Here is an 18,542-nt window from a genome sequence, read left to right on the forward strand (position 1 = left end):
AGCAAGGCGTGGATGGCCGGGACAAGCCGGGCATGACGACCGAGTGCGCTTCTACTCCCCCGCGCGCTTGGCGGCTTTCTCGAACTTCTTCATCACGCGGTCGCGCTTCAGCTTCGACAGATAGTCGACGAACAGCACGCCGTTGAGATGGTCGATCTCGTGCTGGATGCAGGTGGCGTAGAGCCCTTCGGCATCCTCCTCATGCACCTTGCCGTCGAGATCGGTGAAGCGCACGCGCACCTTCGCCGGGCGCTCGACCTCCTCGTAATATTCGGGGATCGACAGGCAGCCCTCTTCGTAGACCGACAGCTCTTCCGAGGAGGCGATGATCTCCGGATTGATGAAGACGCGCGGGATCGGCTTGGTCTCGCCGTTCTCGTCGCGCTTGGCGAGATCCATGGTGATGAGACGCAGGGGTTGCGCGACCTGAATCGCCGCGAGCCCGATGCCGGGCGCGTCGTACATGGTCTCGAACATGTCGTCCGCGAGCTTGCGGATCTCCGCCGTGACCTTCTCGATCGGCTTGGAGACCAGACGCAACTGCTTGTCGGGCAGGATGATGATTTCTCTGAGGGCCATGGCCGCGATTTAAGCCGCAGGGGGGATGCGGTCAATGCGGGCGGCAACGCGTTAACCGTCCGCTAACCATAAAAATTAGGCTTCCGTTAACCATAAAAATTAACCGCGCATTCACCATAAATGTTCGCTATTCGTTCGCGCCGGATACCGAATCGGATAGAAGTGCTGCCATGAACGAGATCATTTTCATGGCTGGCGACTGGCCGGTGCGCACGATCGACGTGGCGGTCGGCTTCGGCGCACTTGTCCTCATCCTGCTTCTGGTCATTGCCGTCGTGATCGCAAAATCCTCGCGGCGGGGGGCGGAACTCGCGATCGCCCAGACCATCCGCGCCGACGAGCTCGAGGAGCGGCTGAGCGAAATGCTGCGCGCCCAGAGCGAGAACAATGGCCGGGTCGATGCCATGGCGCAGACGCTCGCGGGACGCCAGGCCGAGATGGCGCGCGCGGTCAACGAGCGGCTGGATTCGGTGACCCATCGCGTCGGCCAGTCCATGGAACACACCACCCGTAACACCATGGAGAGCCTGCGCGCGCTGCACGAGCGGCTCGGCATCATCGACAATGCGCACAAGAACCTCACCGACCTGACGACGCAGGTGACGACCCTGCGCGACGTGCTCGCCAACAAGCAGTCGCGTGGCGCCTTCGGCCAGGCGCGAATGGAGGCGATCGTCCAGGACGGATTGCCCAAAGGCTCCTACGAGTTCCAGTTCACGCTCTCGACCGGCAAGCGGCCGGACTGCGTGGTGTTCTTGCCCGACCAGCGGCCGCTCTGCATCGACGCAAAATTTCCGCTCGAGGCGATGACCGCGCTGCACGACGCGCGCAGCGACGAGGAACGGCGCACCGCCTCGCAACGTTTGCGTGGCGACGTGATGAAGCATGTCAGCGATATCGCCGAAAAGTACCTGATCATCGGCGAGACCCAGGAGATGGCGCTGATGTTCGTGCCGTCGGAATCGGTCTACGCCGAGATCCATGACGGTTTCGACGATGTGATCCAAAAGGCCTATCGCGCCCGCGTCGTGCTGGTGTCGCCTTCGCTCCTGATGCTCGCGATCCAGGTCATGCAGCAGATCATGAAGGACGCGCGCATGCGCGACGCTGCCGACCAGATCCGCACCGAGGTGATCAAGCTCGGCGACGATCTGGGGCGCCTGCGCGACCGCGTGCTGAAATTGCAGAAGCATTTTGCCGATGTGAACGAGGACGTCCGCCAGGTCCTGATCTCCGCCGACAAGATCGAGAAGCGCGCGGGCCGAATCGAGGAACTCGACTTCAGCAAGACCGACGCGCCGGCCGAGGGACCGCGGCTGGTGGCGACGACGCCGGAGCTGTTTCCACGGAAGCTGCAGGCGGGGGAGTGATTTTGAGCCACACTGTCATGCCCCGCGAAGGCGGGGCATCCAGTACGCCGCGGCGGTCGTGATTAAACCGAGACGCCGGTGGCTACTGGATCGTCCGCCTTCGCGGACGATGACACTGAGAGGGGACGGCGGCAGATGGGCGGACGCTGCTACTACGTGTACATCCTCGCCAGCAAGATCGGCGGCACGCTCTATATCGGCGTGACCAATGACCTCATCCGCCGGGTTGCCGAGCACAAGCTGAAATTGGTCGAGAGCTTCACGAAGGACTACGATGTCGTCAGGCTCGTGTACTTTGAGCAGTTCGACGACCCCGAAAACGCGATCAAGCGCGAGAAGCGCCTGAAAAAGTGGAATAGAGCCTGGAAGGTTCGGTTGATTGAGCAGCACAATCCAAACTAGGACGACCTATATCCCGGGATAGCCGGGCGACCATAACGGTGTCATGCCCCGCGAAGGCGAGGCATCCAGTACGCCGCAGCGGTCGTGATTGAACCGAAAGCGCCGGGGAGTACTGGATCATCCGCCTTCGCGGACGATGACACTGAGAGGAATTGAGAGGCCTTCCGCCTCACTGACATCGGCGGAAGGCTTTTCTGCCAGAATCTGCTAACACCCCCTCATGACCGCACCTGACGCGACCGCATCTGCGACCGAAAAGCCCTCCCCGTCCTGGCGCGAGAGCCTGGCCGTGTACACCCAGCCGCGGGTGCTGATCGTGCTGTTCCTCGGCTTCTCGTCCGGCCTGCCGCTGGCGCTGTCGGGATCGACGCTGCTGGTGTGGATGCGGGAGTCCGGGGTCGATCTCGGGACCATCGGCCTGTTCGCGCTGGTCGGCACGCCCTACACGCTGAAATTCCTGTGGGCGCCGCTGGTGGATGCGCTGCATGTGCCGCTATTCACCCGCGCGTTCGGGCGCCGCCGCGGCTGGCTGCTGTTCTCGCAACTGCTCCTCATCATCTCCATCCTGTTGCTGGCCCTGACCGACCCGGCGCGCTCGCCGTTCTATTGCGCGCTCGGCGCGCTTCTGGTGGCGACGATGTCCTCGACGCAGGACATCGTGGTCGACGCCTTCCGCGTCGAGAGCCTGCCCGAGAGCGAGCAGGCTGCCGGCATGGCGTCCTATGTCGCGGCCTATCGCATCGGCATGCTGGTCTCGACCGCGGGCGCGCTGTTCATCGTCTCCGGTTTTGAGGGCACCGGCATTCCGCGGTCGTCGGCGTGGATGTGGGGCTATGTGGTGATGGCGGCGCTGGTGCTGATCGGCACCATCACCGCGCTTGCCGCCACCGAGCCCGAGCAATCCGCGCGCGCCGAAGCGGCCACACAGGCGGACACCGCCTTTGCACGCGTCGTGCATGCTGCGGTCGGCGCCTTCTCGGAATTCCTGTCGCGCAAGGATGCGCTCGCGGCGCTCGCCTTCGTCGTGCTGTTCAAGTTCACCGATGCGTTTTCGGGCACCATGACCGCGCCGTTCGTGATCGACCTCGGCTTCACCCGCAACGACTATGCGGCGATCGTCAAAGGAGTTGGCCTTGCCGCAACGCTGATCGGCGGCTTTGCCGGCGGCTTCGTCGCGCGGCGCTATCCGCTCGCAGCATCCTTGTGGATCGGCGGCGTGGTGCAGGCACTGGCCAATCTCACCTTCTCCTGGCTCGCGGTGGTCGGCACCAATCAATGGGCGCTGGCGCTCGCCATCTGCGCCGAGAATTTTACAAGCGCGATCGGCACCGTGATCTTCGTCGCCTATCTCTCGGCGCTGTGCCAGAACCCGCTGCACACGGCGACGCAATATGCGCTGCTCACCGCGCTCGCCGCGGTCGGGCGGACCTATCTGTCGTCAGGCGCGGGCTTTGTCGCGAAGAGTGTGGGCTGGCCGATGTTCTTCGTGATCTGCGTGCTAGTCGCGATTCCCAGCCTGATGCTGCTCACCTGGCTTCAGAAGCGCGGGCATTTTGAGCAGTTGGGGCCGGTGCGGGTTTAGCTACTTCCCCACTATCGCCCATTCGGGCACTGCAACATCGCCGATGTGCCAGGCGGTCTGCGAGCAGAACAGCGCGGTCGCCTGCACCGAGACGGTCTTCCCGAGTAGCGGCTTGAGCTGCTTGTGCGCCGCATCACTCATCGTGAAGAGGTGGAAGGTGGTGACGCCCTTGCCGGCCTCGCAAAAGTCGTCGTCCGCCGGCATCAGCCGCGGCGCACTGACGATCTGGTAGGCCTCGATCCTGGTGCCGTTGGGGTGGCGGGTGCGCACCATGCGCAAGGTGCCGGTCAGCGTGTCGCCGTTCTTGATCGGCGCCTGCGCCTCGGCCGCGCTACCCGGCGCAAGCAAGGCAAGCGCGATACAGGCGAGGCGCGACAGCGGCGACATGGAAAACTCCTATTGCTTCTTCACCAAGCTCCACTTGGTGATCACGGCTTCACTCATCTGGCCGGGATCGCTGGCGCAGGCGACCTCGTCGACCTTCACCGAAATCTCCTTGCCGACGAACGACTTCAGTTGCGCGGCCTGGGCGTCGCTGGAGGTGACGAGCTGGAACGTTTCGGGGCCGGTTTCCAGATTGCAGAGCCCGCTCGGCGCCGGCAGGCGGCGCGGCTCAGACGTGATCTGGTAGGTCGCGACGTGTTTGCCGTTCTTGCCGCCGCGGACCTTCATCGCGTTGAGCTCGCCGGAGAGCACGTCGCCGGTGTTGATCGGCTTGCCAGGTTTGGACGGCGGCACGTCGCCCTGCTGCGCGGATACGGCAGGCGTCACCAGCGTCATCATCGTGGCAACCACAGCGAGCCGCTTGCCGAATCGTCGTTTCGTCATGTCGTCCGTTTCCGTCGTTGGGATGGCTAGAACAGAGTCCGCTGCCGCATCGCAGCCGATAGCGTACCTTCGTCGAGATAATCAAGTTCGCCGCCGACAGGCACGCCGTGCGCGAGCCGGGTGACCTTCACATTGGCGTCCTGCAAGAGGTCGGTGATGTAATGCGCCGTGGTCTGACCGTCCACCGTCGCGTTCAGCGCCAGGATGATCTCGTGGACTTCGGCGTTATGTGCCCGGGCAACCAGCGCATCGATCGTGAGATCCTGCGGGCCGACGCCGTCGAGCGGCGACAATGTCGCGCCAAGCACATGGTAGCGGCCTTGCGTCGCGTTGGCCCGTTCCAGCGCCCAGAGATCGGCGACGTCGGCAACGACGACGATGATGGCTGGATCGCGCCGCGGATCGGTGCAGACCGTGCAGGGATTTTGGGTGTCGATGTTGCCGCAGGTCTTGCAGACCTGGACCTTGTCGAGCGCGACCTGAAGCGCTGCAGATAGCGGCATCATCAGCGCCTCGCGCTTCTTGATCAGATGCAGCGCGGCGCGCCGCGCCGAGCGCGGGCCCAAACCGGGCAAGCGCGCCAGAAGCTGGATCAGGCGCTCGATTTCGGGTCCGGCAACGGCGGGCATGATGTCAGCCGAGCAATCCCGGCGGCAGGCCGAGGCCGCCGGTGAGCGACTGCATCTTCTCCTGCATCGCAAGCTCCGCCTTGCGCCGCGCGTCGGCGAGCGCGGTGACCAGAAGATCCTCCAGCACCTCGCGCTCCTCCGCCTTCATCAGCGACGGATCGATCTTGATGCCCTTCACGTCCATCTTCGCGGTCATGCGCACCGCGACCAGGCCGCCGCCGGAGATGCCCTCGACCTCGAGATTGCCGAGCTCTTCCTGCATCGCCTGCATCTTGGATTGAAGCTGCTGGGCCTGCTTCATCATGCCGAGAAAATCAGCCATCGGTCCTGTCCTTAGCTTGTTGTTTGAGCATGATCTTGGCGGAAAACCGCTTCACACTTTGCGCTGACGCGGTCCTTCGGATCCGGATCATGCTCTAGATTCTTGTTTTGACGCGTTTTCTTTACGCGAACCGGTGTCCACTTCGCTTGAAAACGCTCTAGAGATCATCGCCGTCGGAACCGTCGGGCGGATCGTCACTGCCGTAGTCGGCGTTAATATTGGTTTCAGGCGCCTCGGGGGCAAGCCTGCGGACCTCGACGACCTTGGCGCCGGGGAAGCGCGACAGCACCTCCTGTACGCGCGGATCGGCCTCGGCGCTCCGGGCATGCTCCTGCTTGGCGGCCTGGTTCACCGAGCGCAGCGTCGGCTGGCCCTGCTCGTTGGACACCACGACGGTCCAGCGGCGGCCGGTCCAGAGCTCGAGCTTGCGCGGCAGTTCCGTGATCAGCGACTTCGGCGCATTGGGCTCGAGCGCAACTTCCAGCCGCCCATCCTCGAACCGCACCAGGCGCATGTCGCCTTCGAGCGCGGCCTTGGTCATGACGTCGCGCTTCTGGCCGGCGAGCGCGACGAGCTGCGTAAAGCTCGTGATGCGCAGCGCGGGTGCAGAAGCAGCCTGCGGCGCCGGCGGCGCAGCCATTTGCGGACGCGCACCGCCGCCGAACGATGGCGGCGACGAGGTCGGCGCGCGGACGGGTGCCGCCGAAGCGACAGGCGCGGTCGGCGCGCTGCGCGCTGCGTTGGCGCCGCTCACCACCGGCGAGGCGCCGCCATTCTGCTCCAGCATCTTGATCGCTTCGTCCGGCGTCGGCAGGTCCGCGACATAGGCGATGCGGACCAGAACCATCTCGGCCGCGGCCGCCGGCCGCGTTGCAGCCTGCACCTCGGTGATGCCCTTGAGCAGCATCTGCCACATCCGCGACAGCACGCGCATCGAGATCTTTGACGCAAAGTCGCGCGCGCGCAGCCGCTCGGTCTCGCCATAGGCGACGTTGTCGGCGGTCGCAGGCACGATCTTGACGCGGGTGACGAAGTTGACGAATTCGGCGAGGTCAGAGAGCACGACGATCGGATCGGCGCCGGTGTCGTACTGGTCGCGGAACTCCCTAAAGGCGGAGGCGATGTCGCCACGTACGAGCGAATCGAAGAGGTCGATGACGCGGGTGCGGTCGGCGAGGCCCAGCATCTGCCTGACGGCGTCGGCCTTTACGCTGCCCGCCGCATGCGCGATCGCCTGGTCGAGCAGCGACAGCGAGTCGCGCACAGAACCTTCCGCGGCGCGCGCGATGATCCCGAGCGCCTCCGGCTCGATCTCGACGCTTTCCCTGGTCGCGATATTGGCGAGGTGCTTCATCAGCACGTCGGCCTCGACGCGGCGCAGGTCGAAGCGCTGGCAGCGCGACAGCACCGTGACCGGAACCTTCCGGATCTCGGTCGTCGCGAACACGAATTTGGCGTGCTCCGGCGGTTCCTCCAGCGTCTTCAGGAAGGCGTTGAACGCCGCTGTCGACAGCATGTGGACTTCGTCGATGATGTAGACCTTGTAGCGGGCACTCGCCGGTGCGTAGCGCACGCTGTCATTGATCTGGCGGACGTCGTCGACGCCGGTGTGGGACGCCGCGTCCATCTCCAGCACGTCCATGTGCCGGCTTTCCATGATCGCCTGGCAATGCACGCCCAGCGTCGGCATGTGGATGGTCGGACCCTTCACCGAACCGTCCGGCATCTCGTAGTTGAGCGCGCGCGCCAGAATGCGCGCAGTGGTGGTCTTGCCGACGCCGCGGACGCCGGTGAGGATCCAGGCCTGCGGAATGCGGCCGGTTTCGAACGCGTTGGAGACGGTGCGGACCACGGCCTCCTGGCCGATCAGATCGTCGAAGGAGGACGGGCGGTACTTTCGCGCCAGCACCCGATACGGGGTGCCCGGCTGGGCGCCGCTGGGGTCATCAGGATTCGTGGGGCCGCCAGCGTCGGTCATCGATCGATCCGCAATGAAATGTCTCTCGGCCGGCTTTTGCGGAAAGGAGCGTGCGCTGGCGGTTGTCCCGCCGGCGCTATCCGCTCGAAAAACAGGTAGGAGACTGACGAGCGACCCGATCCGGACCTCGTTAGGGCTGCTTCCTTCCGGACCTGACCCGGTTGGCGAGTGGCTCGTCCACCGCCAATCTCCCGGTCCCTATTTGGGGCCAAAAGGGCCGGAAAGCAAGCGGGTATCGGCCCGGATATGCTTGCCCAGCATCCGGGCAAACCCCGGCGCAAGATCTAGTCCTTGGCGCCAAGAGGCTGTGCTTTCACTGATGGGGCCGCCTTGGTAATAACCCTCCTGGAACTCCACCCAACCAGAAAAGCGATCATTCAAATGGTTACACGTCGTGATGTTGCATCGATTGTCGGGCTGGGCGCACTCGGCGCCGCGGTCACGACAGGCGCGCTCGTTTCCCCGGCTGCGGCTCAGACGGCGGCCGATCCCAACGAAACGACCTTTGCCCGCATCCGCCGCACCAAGAAGATGCGGATCGGCGCGGTCGGCGGCGGCGCCCCCTACTACATGAAGGATCTTTCGACCGGGCAGTGGAAGGGCTTTTACATCGACATCGCCAAGGCGCTGGCCGACGACATGGAAGCCGAGCTCGAGATCACCGAGACCACCTGGGGCAATTCGGTGCTGGACCTGCAGTCCAACAAGATCGACATCTTCTTCGGCCTCAACCCGACCCCGAAGCGCGCGCTGGTGATCGATTTCTCGGTGCCGGTCTTCAACAACGCCTTCGGCATTCTCTGCAAGAAGGATTTCAAGCCGAAGAGCTGGGCGGAGCTGAACTCGCCCGACATCAAGATCGCCGTGGACCAGGGGTCCTCGCACGACCAGGTGGTCAGCCGCCTGACGCCGAAGGCCCAGATCACGCGGCTGAAGACCGCCGACGATGCCACCGCCGCGCTGCAGACCGGCCGCGTCGATGCGCAGTGTCTCATCACCATGCTGTCGCTGACCGTGCTGAAGAAGAATCCCTCGCTCGGCCAGTTCGTGCTGCCGACGCCGATCTTCGCAACCACCTCGAACGCCGGCTTCCGGCGCGAGACCGACAAGACCTGGCGCGACTACGTCAACACCTGGATCGACTTCAACAAAGGCCTCGGCTTCATCCGCAACGCAATCATCACGAACATGGAGCTGGTGGGCGTGACCGAGGCGGACATCCCGCCGGGCGTTTCGCTGTAGGCCTTCCACCGTCATTCCGGAGCGCCCGAAGGGCGAACCCGGAATCTCGCGCCACAACTTCTGGATTCCGGGTTCGCGACTTCGTCGCGCCCCGGAATGACGGTGTAAGCCGCCAGGACGCACGACGAGTAACGCACGCATGTATCAGTGGGACTTTGGCATCCTCTGGAGCTATCGCTGGCTCTTCCTGAACGGGCTCGGGGTCACCGTCGGCTTCACCGTGGTCATCGTGGTGTGCGGGCTCGTCTGCGGCCTCATTGCCGCCTTCGGCAGCCTCTCCCGCTTCACCGCGGTGCGCACGCTCGCGCTTGTCTTCATCGAGGCGTTCCGCTGCACGCCGATCCTGGTGCAGCTCATCTGGTTCTACTACGCACTGCCGATCCTGGCGGGCGTCGAGATGACGCCGATCACGGCCTCGGCTTTGGCGTTGTCGCTATATGGCGGCTCGTTCTATTCGGAAATCATCCGCGGCGGCATCGTCTCGATCGACAAGGGTCAGTCCGAGGCCGGCGCCGCGCTCGGCATGACGCCGGGCCAGAGCATGCGGCGCATCGTGCTGCCGCAGGCGATCAAGCGCATGATCCCGGCGCTGATGAACCAGTCGATCATCCAGTTCAAGAACACCTCGCTGGTCTCGGTGCTCGCGGTGCCTGATCTGGTCTATCAGAGCCAAGTCGCGGCCCATGACAGCTACCGTCCCCTGGAAACCTACACCGCCGTGGCGGTCGCCTATGCGGCGATCCTCATTCCCCTGACCATCCTCGTCCGCCGCGGCGAGAAGCGCATGGCGGTCAGCGAATGAGCGACACGCCGAAGATCGAGGTTTTGTCGCTGCGCAAGAGCTTTGGCAGCAACGAGGTTTTGAAGAACATCAGCCTCGACGTCGCCAAGGGCGGCGTGGTGGCGCTGATCGGGCCGTCGGGCTCGGGCAAATCGACGCTGCTCCGCTGCATCAACCTGCTCGTCGTTCCCGACGGCGGCAGCGTCCGCGTCGGCGACACCAAGTTCGAGTTCGGCACTGGGGCAAGACTGCCGGACGTGAAGACGCTCGCGCGCTTTCGCGCCACCACAGGCATGGTGTTCCAGCACTTCAACCTGTTTCCGCACATGACGACGCTCGGCAATGTGATGGAGGGGCCGGTCACGGTGCGCCGCATGCCGAAGGCTGATGCCGAAAAACTGGCGCGGGAGCAGCTTGCAAAAGTCGGGCTCGCCGAGAAGGCGGATCAATATCCGGCGACGCTCTCGGGCGGCCAGAAGCAGCGCGTCGCGATCGCGCGCGCGCTCGCCATGGAGCCCGACGTGATGCTGTTCGACGAGGCGACGTCGGCACTCGATCCCGAGCTTGTCGGCGAAGTCTTGAACGTGATCCAGCAGCTTGCCGCCGAAGGCATGACCATGGTGATCGTCACCCACGAGATCGCCTTTGCCCGCGAAGTCGCCGACCGCGTTGTCTTCATGCGCGACGGCGTCGTGGTCGAGGAAGGTCCGGCGCGTCAGGTGATCGACAATCCGCGCGAGGCGGCGACGCAAGCCTTCCTCAGCCATTTCCACCGCACCGGCGCCCTGCCGCCCGCCACCGCGACACCGTGATGCCCAAGATCGATCGCGCCTATCTCGTCACCGGTGCCGCCAGTGGCATCGGCTCCGCAACGGCAAGGTTGCTTGCCGCACCGGGCACGGCGCTGCTGCTGCACACGCGTGCGAATGCGGCCGGCCTCGCCAAGACCGCAAACGACGCCAGCGCAAAGGGGGCCGCGGTCGCCATGAGTCTGGGCGACCTCGCCGAAGCTTCGGTCGCAACGGAAGCCGTCGCGGCAGTACAGCGTGCGTTCGGCCGGCTCGATGCGCTGATCTCGATCGGGGGATCGGCACGGCGTGGCAGCACGATCGGCGTTCCCGCCGATCAATTCCGACGGGCGATGGACGAATCCGCGCTTGCCTTTACACGACTGGCTGACGCTGCACTTCCATTGCTGCGAGCCGCAAAAGATCCGCGGATCGTCGCCGTATCCTCCTTCGTCGCGCACATCTTCCGTCCCGATTTCGCACCGTTCGCCGCGACCGCGGCAAGCCGCGCGGCACTGGAAGCGATGGTGCGGTCGATGTCCGTCGAGCTCGCGAAGGACGGCATCACCGTCAATGCGGTGACGCCGGGGCTGATCGCAAAAGACAAGCCGGCCGAGAGCAAGCTCTCGCCGGAGCAGATTGCCGCGACCGAGGCGTCGATCCCGATGGGGCGCCGCGGACGGCCCGACGAGGTCGCCGCGGTCATCGCCTTCCTGGCATCGCCGGCCGCGTCCTACGTCACGGGCCAGATCTGGCACGTCAATGGAGGCCTGACATGACTGAAGCGACCGTCGAACGTATCAGGCTGTTCCTGATCGAAAGCCCGATCAAGATGGCCCGCCTGCAGGGCGTCGGCAACGTCAAGGGCACCGTCAAGCGCGTGCTGATCGAGCTCACCTCGAGCGACGGCGTGGTCGGCTGGGGCGAAGCAGCACCGTGGGAAGTCTTCACGGGCACGCCCGAGGCTGCGTTCTCGGCACTCGACATCTATCTGCGGCCGATCGTGCTGAAGAAACCGGTCAAGCGCGTGCGCGCGCTGATGGCCGAACTTGACCGCGCGCTGGTCGGGCACGCCGAGGCCAAGGTCGGAATCGAGATGGCGCTGCTCGACATCATCGGCAAATCCGCGAACCTGTCGATTGCCGATCTCCTCGGCGGCCGCGTGCGCGACACCATCCCGCTCTCCTTCTCGATTGCGGACCCCGATTTTGCCGCCGACCTCGAGCGCATGCGCAAGATGGTTCCGGACGGCAACGTCATCTACAAGGTCAAGACCGGCGTAAAACCGCATCGCGAGGATCTCGATCATCTCGCGGCGATCCGGAAAGAATTTGGCGACAAGGTCGATCTGCGCGTCGACTACAACCAGGCGCTGGCGCCGTTCGGCGCGATCAAGATTCTGCGCGATGTCGAAGAGTTTGCGCCGACCTTCATCGAGCAGCCGGTGCCGCGCAAATTTCTCGACGTGATGGCGCAGCTGACCGCTGCGCTTGAGACGCCGGTGCTTGCCGATGAGAGCTGTTTCGATCGCCGCGACATCATGGAGGTGGTGCGCCGCGAGGCGGCCGATGCCGTCTCGATCAAGCTGATGAAGGCAGGCGGCCTGTTCGAGGCGCAGGCCATCATGGCGATCGCCGATATCGCCGGCCTGCCCGGCTATGGCGGCACGCTGTGGGAGGGCGGCATTGGGCTCGCCGCCGGCACGCAGCTCATCGCCGCAACGCCGGGCATCTCGCTGGGCTGCGAATTCTACATGCCGCATCACGTGCTGACCGAGGACGTGCTGGAGGAACGCGTTGCCAACCGCGCCGGCCATGTCGTGGTGCCCGACGGCCCCGGCCTCGGCATTCGCGTCAGCGAAGCTTCCGTGCGCGCCAATGCGCGCGTGCTCGCCGAAGCCTGACCTGTCTCATGAGCCTGCATGTCGCCGTCATCGGAGCAGGTATCGTCGGCGCGGCGACCGCGCTCGAATTGCTGCGCGACGGCCATCGCGTCACCATCATCGAGCCGGGCGAGCCCGGCGGCGAGCAGGCGGCAAGTTTTGGCAATGGCGCCTGGCTCAGTCCCGCCTCCGTCGTGCCGATGTCGATGCCGGGCATGTGGAAGAAGGTGCCGGGATATCTCGCGGACCCGCTGGGGCCGCTGACCATACGCATCACGGCGCTACCGCGCCTCTTGCCCTGGCTGACGCGCTTCCTCCTGGCGGGCTCCACGGTGCCGCGCGTGGAAGCGACCGCGCGTGCATTGTCGCCGTTGCTCAACGACGCTCCCGTGCGCCATGCACGGCTTGCGGTTGAAGCAGGCGTGCCGGAGCTGATCCGCCAAAATGGTCTGCTCTACGCCTATCCCGACCGCCAGGCCTTTGAGGCCGAAGCACTGGCATGGCGGCTGCGGAGTGATAATGGCGTGCAATGGCGCGAGCTGTCCGGCGAGGAATTGCAGACGCGTGAGCCCACGCTCGATCCGCGCTATCGTTTTGGCGTGCTCGTCGAAGCGGGTGCGCATTGCGTCGATCCCGGCGCCTATGTCGCGGCGCTCGTCCGTCATGCCGTCGCGCAAGGCGCGACACTTGCGCGAGCGCGGGCCACCGGCTTCGACATTACCGACGGCAAGCTGCACGCGGTCCTGACCGCCACAGGCAGGATCGCGTGCGATCGCGCGGTGATCGCGGCAGGCGTCTGGTCGAAGCGGCTGGCGCTTGCGGCCGGCGACCGCGTCAGCCTTACGAGCGAGCGCGGCTATCACGTCGTCGTCGCCGATCCCGAAGCCGCGCCGCACACACCCGTGATGCCGAGCGACGGCAAGATGGGGAACACGGTAACGTCAAAAGGCCTGCGCGCATCGGGCCAGGTCGAGCTCGCCGCGATCGATGCGCCGCCGAACTGGAAGCGCGCGCAGGTGCTGCTCGATCATCTGCGCCGGACCTATCCGGCACTGCCCAAAGATATTTTGCCGACGCGACTGAGCCGCTGGATGGGCCACCGCCCGTCGACGCCGGATGGGCTGCCGGTGATCGGGCCGGCCTCCGCCTGTCACCACATCGTGCATGCGTTCGGCCACGGTCATGTCGGCCTCGCCGCTGGACCGGCCACGGCTGCGGTTGTCGCTGATGTGATCGCGGGGCGCTCGCCCTCGATTCCACTTCGGCCCTATTCTGCTGCGCGATTTCGGATGTGGTGATCTGAGCCTGCAATCCTTCCCCTCGGGGAATCGGTATCGTATGGTCTGATCCAAACAAGCAGAGGCCTGCCCCACCAAGCCCGAATCCATCGGGCGATCCGGAAACCTTCATGCCCGAACCCGCCTGGTCGCTGAATTCCCGATTGAAAGAGGACACGATCGACATCGGCGATCTGCCTTTGTCAAAAGTCCTCGTCATCAAGGACGCCCACTACCCCTGGCTCCTGCTGGTGCCGCGCCGCGCAAATGCGGTCGAGATCATCGATCTCGACGAGGTCGAGCAGGCGCAGTTGATGACGGAGATTTCGCGCGTCTCGCGCGCTCTGAAAGAGATCACCAAATGCGACAAGCTCAACGTCGCAGCGCTCGGCAATCTCGTGCCGCAGCTTCACGTGCACATCATCGCGCGGCGGACCAGCGATGCGGCCTGGCCGCGTCCGGTCTGGGGCGTGATGCCGCCGCTGGCGCATGACGCCACGGAAGTTCAAAATTTCATCAGCGCGCTTCGCCGCAAGATCTGGTTGGGTTGAAAGAGCAATAATGTCAGCATTCGACGCATTTCCCCTGGGACAGCCGGCCTTCGTCACCAGCATCCTCGACCGCGCCGCGCATCTGCGTCGCGATGACGAAAAGCTGTTCGCGCTGGAGCACAAATCCACCTCGCGCGCCTATGTCATCTACCGCGACTCGCTGCTGGTGAAGCGCGAGGGCGACAGCGTGCGTGCGCTGCTGTCGATCGACGAGGCGACCAAATGCGGCGCCAATCCCGGCACCATCTTCTTGGGGCTGCGCGACGGCGCGGCGGTGTTCGGCATGGGCATGCCGCAGGCCGCGGCCGAGAAGCTGATGGGCCGCGACGACTATGCCGTCACCGAATTGCGCGGCATGGCAATGCAGGGCGCGATCCCGCCCGATCAGCTTTCCGCGATCGCGATGGCAAAGTCGATGGTGAGCTGGCATCAGCGCCACGGCTATTGCGCCAACTGCGGTCAGCGCAGCGCGATGAAGGAAGGCGGCTGGAAGCGCGATTGCCCTGCCTGCAAGGCCGAGCACTTTCCGCGCACCGATCCTGTCGTCATCATGCTGGTGGCGTCCGGCGACAAATGCCTGCTCGGACGCCAGAAGCAGTTTCCGCCGGGCATGTATTCCTGCCTCGCCGGCTTCGTCGAAGCGGCCGAGACGATCGAGGACGCGGTGCGCCGCGAGATTTTTGAGGAGAGCGGTATCCGCTGCACTGATGTCGCCTATTACATGACGCAGCCCTGGCCCTATCCGTCGTCGCTGATGATCGGCTGTAGCGCGCGGGCGCTGAACGAGGACATCGTCGTCGACCGCACCGAACTGGAAGAGGCGCGCTGGTTCACCCGCGACGAGGCGGCCCTGATGCTGTCCCGGACCCATCCCGACGGGCTCGCCGGTCCGCATCCCTTTGCCATCGCCCATCACCTGCTCGGACGCTGGGTGCGCGGGAAAGACGGCGTCTAGCGGAGAACGAATTTGTCCGCATCAGGCACGGCGCCGCGCATCCTTTGCATCGGCATTCCCGTGCGCGACCTGACGTTTCGCGTCGAGAGCGTGCCCGCGCGCGGCAGCAAGGCCAACGCCACCCATCTCTCCGAGATTTGCGGCGGCAACGCGCTCAACGCCGCCATCGCAATCGCGCGACTGGGTGGCCGCGCATCGCTGGCAGGTCCCATGGGCGATGCCGGCGAGGCATCGAGCGGATTCATTCTGGACCAGATGGCCCGCGAGGGCATCGAGACCGGGCATGTCGTACGCATGGCGGGCGTAATGACGCCCGTGTCGGCCATCGCGATCGACGCGACCGGCGAGCGCACCCTCACCATCTACCGCGATCCCGGCCTGTGGCGCGTGACGCTGCCGGACGCCGACGAACTGCTTGCCGACTGCCAGGCGATCCTCGTCGAAAGCCGCTGTGCGGCGTTTTGCATCGAGCTCTGTGACGCGGCGCGCCGGCGCGGCATTCCCGTCATCGTCGGCGTTGATCGCGCGATGCTGTTGAACGACACCCTGCTCACGGCGGCCTCGCACATCCTGTTCGCGAGCGAACAGGTGCAGGAGACCGCGGGCATTGCCGATGACGGCGAAGCCCTGAAATACCTCGCCGGGGTGACACCGGCCTTCCTGGCCGCCACCCGAGGCCCGCATGGGACGATCTGGTTGAACGAGAGGGGCGAGTTGGAGGAAACGGCCGCCTTTCCGGTTCAGGCGGTGGACACGCTCGGAGCCGGCGATGTCTTCCATGGCGCCTTCGCGCTTCGGCTCGCCGAAGGCCGGGATGCGCGGGAAGCGCTGCGATTCGCCTCTGCGGCGGCAGCGCTGAAATGCACCCGCTTCGGTGGCGGCTCGTCCGCCCCACAACGTATTGAAGTTGAAGAGCTTTTGTGATCCGCCCCGGACGGGGGTGCGACAGTGGCGCCGAGATTATAGGCTTGCGATAGAAGAATTTTCTCTATATCAGGGAAACTAGCCCTCATAATGGAACAAAGTTCTCTGAAATGACCGACCTCGCCGTCCAACTCCCCGAGACCAACCGCCGCCTCGACGCCATCGATCGCAAGATCCTGATGGTGCTCCAGGACGATGCCTCATTGTCCGTCGCCGAGATCGGCGACCGGGTCGGCCTGTCCTCCACCCCCTGCTGGAAGCGCATCCAGCGCCTCGAGGCCGACGGCGTGATCCTGAAGCGGGTCGCCCTGGTCGACCAGAACAAGATCGGGCTCGGCATCTCGGTGTTCGTGTCGGTGGAGAGCTCAGACCATTCCGACGCCTGGCTGAAGAAGTTCGCCGAGGCCGTCAGCGCCATGCCCGAGGTGATGGAGTTCTACCGCATGGCCGGCGACGTCGATTACATGCTGCGCGTCGTGGTCGCGGACATGCAGAGCTATGACGTGTTCTACAAGAAGCTGATCAGCGCGGTGCCGCTGAAGAACGTCACCTCGCGCTTTGCGATGGAGAAGATCAAGTCGGTCACCGCGCTGCCGATCCCGGCGGTGGTGGCGGCGTAAGGCTGTTCAACGGAGGGCGACGCTCCTTCGGCAATCGTCATGGCCGGGCTCGTCCCGACCATCCACGTCTTTGCATTCGCGCATGAGGAGAGGCGTGGATGCCCGGGACAGGCCGGGCATGACGGCGGAGATAGGGGCGCCCAGCATCTTTGAAACTGCTCAGATCTTCTGATTGTACTCGCCGACCTCGGGATGGATGCCCAGCACGCTGTTCACCATCTCGAACATATCGTGCATGCGCTGCGCGGAGACGGGGCTCTCGACCACCACCACGAGCTCCGGCTTGTTGGAGGAGGCGCGCACCAGACCCCAGCTTCCGTCCTCCACCGTGACGCGGACGCCGTTGACGGTGACGAGGTCGCGGATCGACTGCCCGCCGATCTTCACGCCATTCTTGTGCAAGCCTTCGAAGTGCTTCACCACCGCGTCGATGACGCCGTATTTGACCTCGTCGGCGCAATGCGGCGACATGGTCGGCGACGACCAGGTTTTTGGCAACGCGTCCTTCAGATCGGCCATCGACTTGCCGGGCGCACGGTCGAGCATGTCGCAGATCGCGATCGCCGAAACCAGGCCATCGTCATAGCCGCGGCCAAACGGCTTGTTGAAGAAGAAGTGGCCGGATTTCTCGAAGCCGGCGAGCGCGCCCATCTCGTTGGTGCGGCGCTTCATGTAGGAATGGCCGGTCTTCCAATAGGCGGTCTTGGCGCCCTGCTTCTGCAGCACGGGATCGGTGACGAACAGACCGGTCGACTTCACGTCGACGACGAACTGCGCGTCCTTGTGGATCGCCGACATGTCGCGCGCCAGCATCACGCCGACCTTGTCGGCAAAGATCTCCTCGCCGGTGTTGTCGACCACGCCGCAACGATCGCCGTCGCCGTCAAAGCCGAGGCCAACATCGGCCTTGTGATGCAGCACCGCGTCGCGGATCGCGTGCAGCATCTCCATGTCTTCCGGATTCGGATTGTATTTCGGAAAGGTGTGGTCGAGCTCGGTGTCCAGCGGGATCACTTCGCAGCCGATCGCCTCCAGCACCTGCGGCGCGAACGCGCCGGCGGTGCCGTTGCCGCAGGCCGCGACCACCTTGAGCCTGCGCTTCAGCTTCGGGCGGCTGGTGAGGTCGGCGATGTAGCGCGCCGGATAATTCTCGTGGAACTGGTAGGAGCCGCCGGCCTTGTTCTTGAACTCGGCGTTGAGCACGATCTGCTTGAGCCGCGTCATCTCATCGGGGCCGAAGGTGAGCGGCCGGTCGGCGCCCATCTTCACGCCGGTCCAGCCATTGTCGTTATGCGAGGCCGTGACCATGGCGACGCAGGGCACGTCGAGATCGAACTGCGCGAAATAGGCCATCGGCGTCACCGCAAGCCCGATGTCGTGCACCTTGCAGCCGGCCGCCATCAGGCCGGAGATCAGCGCATATTTGATCGAGGCCGAATAGCCGCGGAAGTCGTGCCCTGTGACGATCTCTTGGCTGACGCCGAGCTCGGCGATCAGCGCGCCCAGCCCCATGCCGAGCGCCTGCACGCCCATCAGGTTGATTTCCTTCTGGAACAGCCAGCGGGCGTCGTATTCGCGAAAACCCGTGGCCTTCACCATCGGCTCGGATTCGAAGGCATAGGTGTTGGGCAGCAGCACGGATTTCGGCTTGGGGAACATTGAAGACCGGTCTCGTTAATGGACAGAGGAATGACCGCAGCCATAGCGAATGCCTTGGCGTAGCGGAAGGCGGGATTAGCGGCTTATGGCTGACAATTGCGGCAGATTGGTAACGGAGAAACCTTAACTGCCTTCGAGGCGGGCAAATAACTGCAATGTCGCGAAATATTCGG

The 18,542-nt window shown here is 64.7% G+C and carries 20 protein-coding genes and 1 other RNA gene; 13 read left to right on the forward strand and 8 right to left on the reverse strand.

Annotated features, from left to right (window positions below):
• Positions 1–51: 51 nt before the first annotated feature.
• Positions 52–579: a peptide deformylase gene (def, locus tag KUF59_RS42195; RefSeq protein WP_212457944.1), complete on the reverse strand. Its 528-nt coding sequence runs from the start codon at positions 577–579 to the stop codon at positions 52–54.
• 170 nt (positions 580–749) lie between these two features.
• On the opposite strand from def, the gene KUF59_RS42200 reads away from it, so the two are divergent.
• The 3 genes from KUF59_RS42200 (at position 750) to KUF59_RS42210 (ending at position 3,933) form a co-directional block, all read left to right on the forward strand.
• A complete protein-coding gene (locus KUF59_RS42200) occupies positions 750–1,949 on the forward strand; it encodes a DNA recombination protein RmuC (RefSeq protein WP_212457945.1) in 1,200 nt (399 codons plus the stop codon).
• Positions 1,950–2,084: 135 nt separating this feature from the next.
• A complete protein-coding gene (locus KUF59_RS42205; protein ID WP_212458171.1) occupies positions 2,085–2,351 on the forward strand; it encodes a GIY-YIG nuclease family protein in 267 nt (88 codons plus the stop codon).
• Between the two features lie 220 nt (positions 2,352–2,571).
• Positions 2,572–3,933, forward strand: a complete 1,362-nt coding sequence (locus KUF59_RS42210) for an AmpG family muropeptide MFS transporter (protein WP_212457946.1) — start codon at positions 2,572–2,574, stop codon at positions 3,931–3,933.
• On the opposite strand, the gene KUF59_RS42215 is transcribed toward KUF59_RS42210, so the two are convergent.
• The 6 genes from KUF59_RS42215 to ffs all read right to left on the reverse strand — a co-directional run bounded on the left by KUF59_RS42215 (position 3,934) and on the right by ffs (position 7,882).
• Positions 3,934–4,320, reverse strand: coding sequence for a hypothetical protein (locus KUF59_RS42215; protein ID WP_212457947.1), 387 nt, complete (start codon positions 4,318–4,320; stop codon positions 3,934–3,936).
• A gap of 9 nt (positions 4,321–4,329) precedes the next feature.
• Positions 4,330–4,761, reverse strand: a complete 432-nt coding sequence (locus KUF59_RS42220; protein WP_212457948.1) for a hypothetical protein — start codon at positions 4,759–4,761, stop codon at positions 4,330–4,332.
• A gap of 26 nt (positions 4,762–4,787) precedes the next feature.
• Positions 4,788–5,390 carry a recombination mediator RecR gene (recR, locus tag KUF59_RS42225; RefSeq protein ID WP_212457949.1) on the reverse strand — a complete coding sequence of 201 codons (603 nt, stop codon included), beginning with the start codon at positions 5,388–5,390 and terminating at the stop codon, positions 4,788–4,790.
• Positions 5,391–5,394: 4 nt separating this feature from the next.
• A complete protein-coding gene (locus KUF59_RS42230; protein ID WP_212457950.1) occupies positions 5,395–5,712 on the reverse strand; it encodes a YbaB/EbfC family nucleoid-associated protein in 318 nt (105 codons plus the stop codon).
• A 157-nt stretch (positions 5,713–5,869) separates the two neighbouring features.
• The gene (locus KUF59_RS42235; protein WP_212457951.1) at positions 5,870–7,690 is read right to left on the reverse strand and encodes a DNA polymerase III subunit gamma/tau; all 1,821 of its coding nucleotides are present in this window, start codon (positions 7,688–7,690) and stop codon (positions 5,870–5,872) included.
• Between the two features lie 95 nt (positions 7,691–7,785).
• Positions 7,786–7,882, reverse strand: an RNA gene (gene ffs, locus KUF59_RS42240) — signal recognition particle sRNA small type.
• A 189-nt stretch (positions 7,883–8,071) separates the two neighbouring features.
• On the opposite strand from ffs, the gene KUF59_RS42245 reads away from it, so the two are divergent.
• The 10 genes from KUF59_RS42245 to KUF59_RS42290 all read left to right on the forward strand — a co-directional run bounded on the left by KUF59_RS42245 (position 8,072) and on the right by KUF59_RS42290 (position 16,710).
• Entirely contained in the window at positions 8,072–8,932 is an 861-nt protein-coding gene (locus KUF59_RS42245; protein WP_212457952.1) for a transporter substrate-binding domain-containing protein, read from the forward strand.
• Positions 8,933–9,071: 139 nt separating this feature from the next.
• Complete coding sequence (locus KUF59_RS42250; protein ID WP_212457953.1) at positions 9,072–9,734, forward strand: amino acid ABC transporter permease; 663 nt, start codon at positions 9,072–9,074, stop codon at positions 9,732–9,734.
• A complete protein-coding gene (locus KUF59_RS42255; RefSeq protein ID WP_212457954.1) occupies positions 9,731–10,525 on the forward strand; it encodes an amino acid ABC transporter ATP-binding protein in 795 nt (264 codons plus the stop codon). The genes KUF59_RS42250 and KUF59_RS42255 overlap by 4 nt, the downstream gene beginning before the upstream one ends.
• A complete protein-coding gene (locus KUF59_RS42260) occupies positions 10,525–11,280 on the forward strand; it encodes an SDR family NAD(P)-dependent oxidoreductase (RefSeq protein ID WP_212457955.1) in 756 nt (251 codons plus the stop codon). The genes KUF59_RS42255 and KUF59_RS42260 overlap by 1 nt, the downstream gene beginning before the upstream one ends.
• A complete protein-coding gene (locus KUF59_RS42265; RefSeq protein ID WP_212457956.1) occupies positions 11,277–12,404 on the forward strand; it encodes a muconate cycloisomerase family protein in 1,128 nt (375 codons plus the stop codon). Before KUF59_RS42260 ends, KUF59_RS42265 begins: the two co-directional genes overlap by 4 nt.
• Positions 12,405–12,412: 8 nt before the next feature.
• A complete protein-coding gene (locus tag KUF59_RS42270; protein WP_258768034.1) occupies positions 12,413–13,681 on the forward strand; it encodes an NAD(P)/FAD-dependent oxidoreductase in 1,269 nt (422 codons plus the stop codon).
• A 110-nt stretch (positions 13,682–13,791) separates the two neighbouring features.
• Positions 13,792–14,211, forward strand: a complete 420-nt coding sequence (locus KUF59_RS42275) for an HIT domain-containing protein (RefSeq protein ID WP_212457958.1) — start codon at positions 13,792–13,794, stop codon at positions 14,209–14,211.
• Positions 14,212–14,221: 10 nt separating this feature from the next.
• The gene (gene nudC, locus KUF59_RS42280) at positions 14,222–15,166 is read left to right on the forward strand and encodes an NAD(+) diphosphatase (RefSeq protein WP_212457959.1); all 945 of its coding nucleotides are present in this window, start codon (positions 14,222–14,224) and stop codon (positions 15,164–15,166) included.
• Positions 15,167–15,178: 12 nt separating this feature from the next.
• Complete coding sequence (locus KUF59_RS42285; RefSeq protein ID WP_212457960.1) at positions 15,179–16,090, forward strand: sugar kinase; 912 nt, start codon at positions 15,179–15,181, stop codon at positions 16,088–16,090.
• A 110-nt stretch (positions 16,091–16,200) separates the two neighbouring features.
• The gene (locus tag KUF59_RS42290; protein ID WP_212457961.1) at positions 16,201–16,710 is read left to right on the forward strand and encodes an Lrp/AsnC family transcriptional regulator; all 510 of its coding nucleotides are present in this window, start codon (positions 16,201–16,203) and stop codon (positions 16,708–16,710) included.
• 159 nt (positions 16,711–16,869) lie between these two features.
• Here KUF59_RS42290 and KUF59_RS42295 read toward each other — a convergent pair whose 3' ends face one another.
• Entirely contained in the window at positions 16,870–18,369 is a 1,500-nt protein-coding gene (locus tag KUF59_RS42295; protein WP_212457962.1) for a phosphomannomutase/phosphoglucomutase, read from the reverse strand.
• Positions 18,370–18,542 lie beyond the last annotated feature (173 nt).

The organism is Bradyrhizobium arachidis (assembly GCF_024758505.1).
Taxonomy (GTDB): Bacteria; Pseudomonadota; Alphaproteobacteria; order Rhizobiales; family Xanthobacteraceae; genus Bradyrhizobium; species Bradyrhizobium manausense_C.

Excerpts from the sequence above, each read along its gene's own strand:
- KUF59_RS42235 (WP_212457951.1), bottom strand. The coding sequence starts at position 7,690 with ATGACCGACGCTGGCGGCCCCACGAATCCTGATGACCCCAGCGGCGCC.
- KUF59_RS42210 (WP_212457946.1), top strand. The coding sequence starts at position 2,572 with ATGACCGCACCTGACGCGACCGCATCTGCGACCGAAAAGCCCTCCCCG.
- KUF59_RS42260 (WP_212457955.1), top strand. The coding sequence starts at position 10,525 with ATGCCCAAGATCGATCGCGCCTATCTCGTCACCGGTGCCGCCAGTGGC.
- KUF59_RS42270 (WP_258768034.1), top strand. The coding sequence starts at position 12,413 with ATGAGCCTGCATGTCGCCGTCATCGGAGCAGGTATCGTCGGCGCGGCG.
- KUF59_RS42220 (WP_212457948.1), bottom strand. The coding sequence starts at position 4,761 with ATGACGAAACGACGATTCGGCAAGCGGCTCGCTGTGGTTGCCACGATG.
- KUF59_RS42275 (WP_212457958.1), top strand. The coding sequence starts at position 13,792 with ATGCCCGAACCCGCCTGGTCGCTGAATTCCCGATTGAAAGAGGACACG.
- KUF59_RS42265 (WP_212457956.1), top strand. The coding sequence starts at position 11,277 with ATGACTGAAGCGACCGTCGAACGTATCAGGCTGTTCCTGATCGAAAGC.
- nudC (WP_212457959.1), top strand. The coding sequence starts at position 14,222 with ATGTCAGCATTCGACGCATTTCCCCTGGGACAGCCGGCCTTCGTCACC.
- def (WP_212457944.1), bottom strand. The coding sequence starts at position 579 with ATGGCCCTCAGAGAAATCATCATCCTGCCCGACAAGCAGTTGCGTCTG.
- KUF59_RS42255 (WP_212457954.1), top strand. The coding sequence starts at position 9,731 with ATGAGCGACACGCCGAAGATCGAGGTTTTGTCGCTGCGCAAGAGCTTT.
- recR (WP_212457949.1), bottom strand. The coding sequence starts at position 5,390 with ATGCCCGCCGTTGCCGGACCCGAAATCGAGCGCCTGATCCAGCTTCTG.
- KUF59_RS42205 (WP_212458171.1), top strand. The coding sequence starts at position 2,085 with ATGGGCGGACGCTGCTACTACGTGTACATCCTCGCCAGCAAGATCGGC.
- KUF59_RS42250 (WP_212457953.1), top strand. The coding sequence starts at position 9,072 with ATGTATCAGTGGGACTTTGGCATCCTCTGGAGCTATCGCTGGCTCTTC.
- KUF59_RS42230 (WP_212457950.1), bottom strand. The coding sequence starts at position 5,712 with ATGGCTGATTTTCTCGGCATGATGAAGCAGGCCCAGCAGCTTCAATCC.
- KUF59_RS42200 (WP_212457945.1), top strand. The coding sequence starts at position 750 with ATGAACGAGATCATTTTCATGGCTGGCGACTGGCCGGTGCGCACGATC.
- KUF59_RS42290 (WP_212457961.1), top strand. The coding sequence starts at position 16,201 with ATGACCGACCTCGCCGTCCAACTCCCCGAGACCAACCGCCGCCTCGAC.
- KUF59_RS42295 (WP_212457962.1), bottom strand. The coding sequence starts at position 18,369 with ATGTTCCCCAAGCCGAAATCCGTGCTGCTGCCCAACACCTATGCCTTC.
- KUF59_RS42245 (WP_212457952.1), top strand. The coding sequence starts at position 8,072 with ATGGTTACACGTCGTGATGTTGCATCGATTGTCGGGCTGGGCGCACTC.
- KUF59_RS42215 (WP_212457947.1), bottom strand. The coding sequence starts at position 4,320 with ATGTCGCCGCTGTCGCGCCTCGCCTGTATCGCGCTTGCCTTGCTTGCG.